The 8,377-nt window shown below is 38.6% G+C and carries 8 protein-coding genes and 1 pseudogene; 2 read left to right on the plus strand and 7 right to left on the minus strand.

Annotated elements, in window-relative coordinates; all coding sequences use genetic code 11:
* From EP737_RS26110 to EP737_RS24685, 3 genes are all read right to left on the minus strand, one after another.
* On the minus strand, window positions 1-239 hold a 239-nt coding region (locus EP737_RS26110; RefSeq protein ID WP_205651019.1), incomplete at its 3' end, for a hypothetical protein.
* 39 nt (window positions 240-278) lie between these two features.
* A complete protein-coding gene (locus EP737_RS24680) occupies window positions 279-914 on the minus strand; it encodes a DUF3967 domain-containing protein (RefSeq protein WP_129732005.1) in 636 nt (211 codons plus the stop codon).
* A 1,425-nt stretch (window positions 915-2,339) separates the two neighbouring features.
* Window positions 2,340-2,786: a hypothetical protein gene (locus EP737_RS24685; RefSeq protein ID WP_129731997.1), complete on the minus strand. Its 447-nt coding sequence runs from the start codon at window positions 2,784-2,786 to the stop codon at window positions 2,340-2,342.
* 751 nt (window positions 2,787-3,537) lie between these two features.
* On the opposite strand from EP737_RS24685, the gene EP737_RS26995 reads away from it, so the two are divergent.
* Complete coding sequence (locus EP737_RS26995; RefSeq protein WP_129731999.1) at window positions 3,538-4,131, plus strand: exosporium glycoprotein BclB-related protein; 594 nt, start codon at window positions 3,538-3,540, stop codon at window positions 4,129-4,131.
* Window positions 4,132-4,945: 814 nt separating this feature from the next.
* On the opposite strand, the gene EP737_RS24695 is transcribed toward EP737_RS26995, so the two are convergent.
* On the minus strand, window positions 4,946-5,902 hold the full coding sequence (locus EP737_RS24695) for a hypothetical protein (RefSeq protein ID WP_129732001.1): 957 nt from the start codon (window positions 5,900-5,902) through the stop codon (window positions 4,946-4,948).
* A gap of 422 nt (window positions 5,903-6,324) precedes the next feature.
* Here EP737_RS24695 and EP737_RS24700 point away from each other — a divergent pair, with 422 nt between their 5' ends.
* The gene (locus EP737_RS24700; protein WP_129732003.1) at window positions 6,325-6,495 is read left to right on the plus strand and encodes a helix-turn-helix domain-containing protein; all 171 of its coding nucleotides are present in this window, start codon (window positions 6,325-6,327) and stop codon (window positions 6,493-6,495) included.
* A 33-nt stretch (window positions 6,496-6,528) separates the two neighbouring features.
* Here the strand turns inward: EP737_RS24700 and EP737_RS24705 are convergent.
* The 3 genes and pseudogenes from EP737_RS24705 to EP737_RS26115 form a co-directional block, all read right to left on the minus strand.
* Window positions 6,529-6,636, minus strand: a pseudogene (locus EP737_RS24705) (plasmid recombination protein); the annotation flags it as partial.
* Window positions 6,637-7,144: 508 nt separating this feature from the next.
* A complete protein-coding gene (locus EP737_RS25865; protein WP_165350930.1) occupies window positions 7,145-7,318 on the minus strand; it encodes a hypothetical protein in 174 nt (57 codons plus the stop codon).
* An 804-nt stretch (window positions 7,319-8,122) separates the two neighbouring features.
* Window positions 8,123-8,377: hypothetical protein (locus EP737_RS26115; RefSeq protein WP_205651020.1), on the minus strand; the 255-nt coding region annotated here is incomplete at its 5' end.

An 8,377-nucleotide genomic window follows, 5' to 3' on the forward strand; every position in this document is an offset into this window, starting at 1 on the left:
TAACATAACATCTCATTATCGGAAGTAGCCATGCCCAGGGCATCCGCATGGGCACTGGGTTTCTCGCAATCTCCGAAATTATGGAGTATGCAGGATTTTATGCAATGCCCAAATGGCAAGGATTGTGGCAAATTTGCCATTTTATTTCCCGCTCCGAAATTGCATAAAATCCTGCATGTTTTTTCGTGTGAAGAATAAAGTGAAAAAGAGTACAACACCGTGTATTCACCTATCTTCAAATAAAAAACGCCCCTCTAGTGGCGGATGAGGGGTGTTTTTTATTTGCTAAATAATTTAGCAATCCAACTTTTCTTTTCTTCTGTTGCTGCAATCATTTTCTTTGTTTCCTGCATATCACGAACAAGTGACATGAGTTGCTCATCACGTCTGCTTTCTTTGTTAGAACGATCGTATTCTATTTGAGCCTGTTGTTTTTCCTGATTACGAATTGCTTCTTTCAAGTATTCATTTTGTGCTTTTATATCTTGTAGTTCTTGTTTCATTGCTGTAAATTCAGCTGCCATTGCTTCTATGTGTTGAAATAAGAGAGCCATTCCCTTGTTCGCCTGTTCTCCAAGTTGTTCTTTTGGTTGAAGAGCATGGCTATTTTTAGTTTGAGACAAGCTGTTCTCCTCGCGAACACCCCCTGTTCTCTTATCAAGATCAACCCTTGATAATACAACGTTTACGGCTGTATCTAATGTTAAACTTCGTACTTGAACAAGCTCTTTCATATGCTTTAAAACAAAAATGTCTTGTTCTGTGAAAGCTCTACTGTTGTTCTCTCCTCTGACAAAGGGATACTCTTGACTTTCCAAAGCAAGGCACCATTTAGTTAAAGTGCTTCGGCCAATCCCTAATTGCTTTGCTACGTCTTTGCCCCAGTAAGCCCTCTCGGTATGCTGTTCGGGCATCTGTTCTCCTCCTATTCTCTTAGTGTTCTCCTAATGAAGAATAAAGGCGTCATAACAACAATTTCTTGCTGTTCTCTTGTTCTCCTGCCTGTTCTTAAGTTGTTCTTCACTTATTATTTATCGCACAAATGGGTAGAAAACGAAAGTTAGAGGAGAAAACTTAATCAGCAGCCACACAGCAAAAAAAGTGGTGGAACTTTTGGAGCCGATAAAAAGAAAAAGCCGCGCTTATGGTAAGCACGGTTTTTTGGTGATTCCAGACGTGGTGTACGACTGGATCTATATAATTTAGAAAGGGATAGTAACATATGGATAGTGTACCACCCTATGGATAATTTCACTACGATTTGGATACACACTATTTTATGCAAAATTAGAGTGGGGAATAAAACGGAAGGGCGGCTACAACCCTTGCCATTTCTACATTGTATAAAAACATGCATAACGTGAAATTTCATGGACTGGACAGAAAGTAAGAAGAATGGGGATGCCCCAAGAGTTTGGCAGGGAATCCCTAGCGATTCCCACTTCCGATAATGCGTGGTTATGTTAACCTGACATGCATAGGATATTCATTAATCTTTCTCCCATTACCGAATCGACCCCACTCCTGACACGTCGCCTTCACGACAGCCGAACACACAAGCATTCGACCTGTTAGTGTTAGGAAGGTTCTGACTAAGGAACGGGGCAGAGGGCTTTCACTACATTACTGTTAGTATTCAGCTGAACACGCATGTCCGTGTTGGCGGCTACGAGGTTTGTCATGATCCCACTGAAAGTTTTTGGTGAGTCCGACAGTGGACCAAAGGTCTTATTCCCCGCTGTGATGAGTGCGTTCCAGCGCTGGATGACGGGAAGGATTGGATCACCAGAACTATATTGATTGATCGGTGCGCGCTGCACTCTCGTCGTCGACACGACTCTCGCTGTCTGTGCGACGCCTTCAACATTGTAGGTCAGCGTACCCGTGCTTGAGGACCACGAGATGAGCGTAGCAATAAGATCACTCACTACGATAATACACATCCTTTCTGATGATTTTGTTAACTTACTCTTTCAGATCTTATGTTAATTTGACATGTATGGAATAAAAAACATCAGGGAATCCAAAATTTCCCCTGATGTAACGACTAATTTCACTGCATTATAAACTACCGATTTATGGAAAGTAATATGGAAGATATATTAGTATATGTATAGCTTGTCTATTAGACTGGACAAATTATCTATTAATGCAAAAATAAACGCAGGAAAAACTACATTGAATTCTGATAATGACGAGTTATGTAAACCCCTCTTGTATAGGGTATTCATTGTTCTTTCTTCCACTGTCGAAGTAGTAGTACAACATAAAAGATACTCAAATCGTGCATGTTTCTTTTCTAAACCCTTAATAAAAAAAGCTGGTACATGTATTGACTCTTAAGGTTCTAAAACTGTAATCAGTACGTCTCGTGTGGATACTAAATCGAGTCTAGCTAAAGCAAGAGAATGGGGAATATCAGTTTCGCTAACACGAAGTAATGATAGGGCTGTTTCAATGTATTTAATGGCATCGTTGGTTTTATCCATTGCCAGTACTGTTTGGTTTCCTGATACTTTAATAATCAGTTGGTTATCTTCAAAAGGGGGAAAGACAAGGTTAAGGGGAATGATAGAATCGTCGGAAAGATCAGGATCAGTCAGGAAGGTTTGGATGGTAATAAAAGCAGTTGTGAGGCTATCAATGGCTGCTTCGTATAGTGCTATTTTAACTGGATTAGGTGGTATAAGCTGCTGAAATATGCTTAAGGCACTCTTGGCAAAGAAAATAGCTTGTCTTGTATTCATCAGGGCCAAATGTACATTTGCAGCTACTTTAGGTAGCATTATTTTCACTCCTTTCTAATGAATTCCTTATAGTATATGTCATACAAACAAGCCCGCCATAGATAGTTGTATAAATCTATTAAATAAACTCTATTAAATATTATTATTCCGATAATGAGGGATTATGTTGGACAAGCATACAAGAAAAATGAATCCATTTTCATATAGTACTAGTATCACATAAACGAAAAGAGGTGCTTTTATGCCTGAGCAAATAACTACCACTGAATCATACTGGACTGTGTGTTGGAAGTGGATTTTCCCATATCCCTGTAAGAAAGTAAAAACCGTAACCAAATGGTGTTACAATTTCAAATGGGTCCGAGAATACCGATGGGGATTTTTTTGTTACTTGGAAGGTTGTGAAAACGGGGTTAGATACACTTGGTACGCCTTTTGCTTCAACCTCTTTGGGACAGAGACCTATTACAACATTTATATGTGTTTTAATAATCAAAAACAACGCAACGGTAGCTGTGGTTAAAAGGCATATAATCCGATACATTTCTGTATATAGGGGTCCCGCCCACATTTTACTGAACAACAAGAAATATTGAAACAACTTAAATCGTGTTAGATCTACTAACTACCGATAACACGGATTATGTTTACCTGACATGTATAGGGTATTCATCATCAATTTTATTGGACAAGCATGGATAAACGCACAAGAAAAAAGGGCTTATTTTTCATTTAATATATTAATATATAAAAATATTTAATTTTAATAGAGAAAGGAGAGTGATTATTCTTGTCCCCAAAAAATAGCAAATCTAATTCTTATTGGTTTCCTTGTGCGTTTCCAGCTACGTTTCCTCCGATTTCGGTACCACAAGGCGGTGGTGGTGCTATTATCCCTTTTGCTTCAGGAACCCCAGTTGTACTAACTACTGTTTTAAATAATCTAGCTAATACCGGTGCTCTCTTAGGATTTGGAAGTTCTATAAACAGTGTTAACGTCTCCGGATTCACACTAAATTTAGGTACCGGAGGAATCCTTGATTATGCGTTTGTAGTTCCTCGTGCTGGAACAGTCACATCAATAGGGGCTTTTTTTAGTACTACAGTAACAGTTCGGCTCGCTGCAGCAGTAACTATTAGCGCACAATTATATTTAGCAGCTCCAAATAGTAGCATTTTCAGTCCTGTAGGTGCCCCAGTATTATTAACCCCAAGCTTAGGTCCAATCATTGGAATTGGTGAAAACCGTAATGCTGTCGCTCCAGCGGCAATACCAGTATCTCCTGGTGATAAATTATTAATGGTTTTCTCAATAGATCCAATAGGTCTTAACCTCGTTTCCACTGTCACAGGTTTTGCAAGTGCTGGTATTACAATTAGTTGATCTAACAAATAAAAACCATCCGTAATCACGGGTGGTTTTTGACTACTCTCCTTTTTTATTTTTCTGAACTGATTTTAGTTATCCTGATTCCCTGTAAAAATTACAGAGCGCAATTATACAGTTACTTCGTATCTATCATTTGCGAAGTTGCACAGCAACTTGTTCTCAATTCGTTTTTCCTGCAGGGGCTGTCCTCTTATTCTCTTTTTCTATGTATTTTTCTTTCTTTTCTCTTTTCTCCATATCACTTTCATCACTCCTTTCATTCCTTCTTGTAGCTGTTCTCTATCTTTTCTCACCATATATGTTGTTCTTAACATCCATATAACCCCACATCCCAGCATCATTATCTATTCATATTCCTGATTCATTTCATTTTTTCTCTCATTTTGTCTCTTTGTATATTCCTTTTTCATTCTTATCTCTTATTCTTCTTTTCTTCTTTCTCTTTACATTTACCCTCTATCTATCCCGAACGCCCCATTTGTATGTTCTCCACACCTCATGCCGACGAAGTTGGTATGAGGTGTGGAGACGAGAACTCGAATAGAAATGGGGCGTTCGGGCGGCGGTATAGCGCAATTTCAAGTGTGCACTATATCCATACATAAATTGAAGCGCCAATAATGTATAGGTATAGTGTATAGATATTGTCTACACCTTTATGTTGGCTCATATCGCATTGGAAGTAGGGAGTACAAAAGAGATTCATTTTAAAGCTCCTATTGTCCTTTATAAGCGTATTTTTCGTAGATAGGTAGTTTTACTCGACGTTAGCTAAAAAAGCGCACAAGAAGGAAAATAAAGCTGTATTTTATGCTTTTTTGTATATCTTGAGATCTTCCTCCAAACGACGACGTTCTTCTTCAAGGTCTATAACTTCAATTTTAGGTTCCTGGGACTGCTGTTTTTGCTCCTCTAACCATTCTGGAAGTTGCTCTTTATGTGTAGTACGTTGTTTTGGCTGCTTAACCTTCTGTTTTTGTCCTAGCTGTCTCATCATATCTATTACAACCTTTTTAACGTAGCTTTTTGCTGCTTGTGTATTCGTAGTACCGATTGCTCTACAATCTTCTGCTACGTCCAAAATAGCTTTGATAGTCTTTTCATTGGTTATCTCATGTTTTTTAATTTGTGAATGCATAAGATTAATTACATCAGATTCCGTTATTACGGTAGTAATATCTTCTTCTTCAAAATCTTTATATACCTTTTTAAGTTCAACTTCTTTATTTCTAACTGATTTCCCGTGACGGATTTCCCGTGACTGATTTTCAGTTACGGTAGTCCGCGACTGATTTTCAGTTACGAAAGTATCCTCTTGTTTCTTCTCTTTTCTTTTCGCCACTACAGCCGCGTTATGAGTTTTGCCGATGTACGTTAAACCTGTTTCGCGGATCCGTTGCAAAGCATAGCGCAGCTCATCAGATACCTCAGGAACAAATGTATCCAGTTCATCCTCATCTAACTTTGCTAACATAGTCAACTTAACATCTGAAATAAGAGTAATAGCATCAAATTTTCCATCACCTGTTATTTGCTCGTGGAAACCGTAGCCTTTCATTACTAATTCCTCAATACCACCTTTAATGCTGTCTCGTCCGTCCTTAAAAAAATTATGAAAGGTTGTTTTGTTAATTTCGTATTCTGGAGGAAGCGCCATTGCAGTAAATAAGATTCCTTTTGCTTTTGCGCTTAATTCCTTATCCAATCCAGCTTTGTTATGTAGTTGTACATAGTTACTAGTTTTAATTGTTTTAACATTTGACATAATAAAAAGACCTCTTTTCCATTTTTGGAGTTGCGAAAAATGGTAAGAAGTCTCGAAAGGATAGAATTGACCTTCTAAAAAACTATGTGCTAAACTGTTGCTAATAACACATGTTTAAAAAAGGGTATACTATGCCCTTTGAGCTTCTTACGGGACGCTTTATTCTCGATTCTTTGGTCGGAGGAGAGAATAAGGCGTTTTTCCATTTATCCGCACTATTTATTTCCTCAATCTTAGCATTGTTTTCCAATCTAGTTCAATGAAAATATAGGAAGGAGGTGCTAGAATAGCAACCCCTTCGTTCTTACAAGGTTTAATCATACCAGTCATTCCACCACGTAATTTTGACTTCCTGCTGATATATTGCTGCATCCTCTTCTTCTTGATATTCCTCGTCATCATAAAAGAAAGCCCTAAAAATCATGATGGCTGAGGCGGATGTTTCCAGCGTGGCTGATCTAGCAGAGCAATTAGAAGTGCCAGCTTCCACATTACGTTCCGCATTAAATAACAATGCTCTGAAAGTAAGGGACCTTGTGAAAATTGCGGATCTTATTGGTTATGAAATCGTGGCCGTAAAAAGGGACAAATAAAAAAGCCTTTCCCTGATTAATGGGAAGGCTTTTATCAATCTCGTGATTCGTTTTACTCTCACGTTCTCTCTGGTTATGAAACTGCATCCCTTTTAGGTCGTGAGATTTCATTTTTTGCATCCGGCAAACCGCAAAACTCATGCAGGAATCCCCCTCGTTTCACCCTCTATTTCGGGGCTAGATTTCGGCAAAAACTTCCATGTAAAGTATAACCCACTATACTTTACTCCGTAAAGTGTGGGGTCTGCGACGCTTTTTTTCGGCTTCCGCCGAGCCATGCCAGAGCATGGCAAACCATTGGGCGCCGCCCAAACCCGCAAGGGGAACTTTTCCCCTTGCCCCCCCTCCCAGTAAGCTAAAAATTCCACAAGGAACGGGTAGTATTTTTTGAGAAAACCACTCAAAAAATCTCCACCCTCAACAAAGAAAAAGTCGGCTCCTTAATCGTCGCCTAATGGCTATCGCCATTTCTTTTTCTCCGTTGTCCTTGCACAATTTTTTTCGGCTTGTTGTGGATCCCTCGCCAAGCCGACAGACCAAAAGCAAGGGAAATGTTAAAACCTTAATAATCACAAAAAGCCATCCAAACAGGATGGCTTTTTGTATCTGAGTTTATGTTATTTTCACGTCTTTATGTACATTAGATATTCTAACTTACGTTGCTTTCTTCTATAGCATGTTGCCAACTTGGGTAGTAATACAAAGCACTTCGCATTAAATCAGGATAAAGTTCTTTTACCTGTTTTTTACGCAAAGATTGCCCTTCATTCCATAACCTCTGGATCTGAGTAATGACTTCCTTTGATGTTAATGGAACATCCATTCTTCATACCTCCTCTGCCAAGTTATCATGACATGAGTATCTTTCCCTTTGGCTGATAAATTCAAACGATAAATATGGCCTATTTGCTGCACCTGTTTAAGAATGAATGTTGACATAATCCCCGAAAGCGGAAGTATTTAGAAGATATTATAGTTTTTTCTTTTTGGAATAATCCGTAATACAAATCACATACTAAAATTAGGCTCTGATAAGAGCTTCGGCGACGACTGCATTGACAATAGCAAATTTCATTTTTCAAGTTCTCCAGGGAGGCTATACATTTAATGATGTATAGCCTTTTAGAATAATACTTTGCAAAAGGAGCATAATAAGCGTACACTCAACAATTCCATAGGCTTAGGACACCTATATTGTAGAAGTGTTAAGCGTTTAGGTTAGTTTTAAGTAAAGTTACAGTGAAGTACACAAAACCCAACTTTCTCGAAAAGACTATACATCTAATGGTGTATAGTTTTTTTCTTTTGTGAATAGTTTCAAATCCGTGGAAGCATACTATAATTAGCACTTTTAGACTGACAGGAATGCATTCCTGTCAGTCTAAAAGTGCCGGCAAGGAGCATATACAAACTCCAGTAAAGCTATCCATTTCATTATGGGTAGCTTTTTCCTTTTACGAATAATAAGCTTGCAATCAACATCATTCGAAACTAGGCTCCCCACCTAGACTATTTCAATCGGATACGAACAAACCCCTCCCGTTCAGAGAGAGGCTCAATCCTTATTGTACCATTCGGAAGAGGTGATGTGTTGTGTGAACTGAATGTATATTCCATACATGTGAAGTTAACATAACATCTCATTATCGGAAGTAGCCATGCCCAGGGCATCCGCATGGGCACTGGGTTTCTCGCAATCTCCGAAATTATGGAGTATGCAGGATTTTATGCAATGCCCAAATGGCAAGGATTGTGGCAAATTTGCCATTTTATTTCCCGCTCCGAAATTGCATAAAATCCTGCATGTTTTTTCGTGTGAAGAATAAAGTGAAAAAGAGTACAACACCGTGTATTCACCTATCTTCAAATAAAAAACGCCCCT

This window comes from Ectobacillus funiculus, from assembly GCF_004138295.1.
GTDB lineage: Bacteria > Bacillota > Bacilli > Bacillales > Bacillaceae_G > Ectobacillus > Ectobacillus funiculus.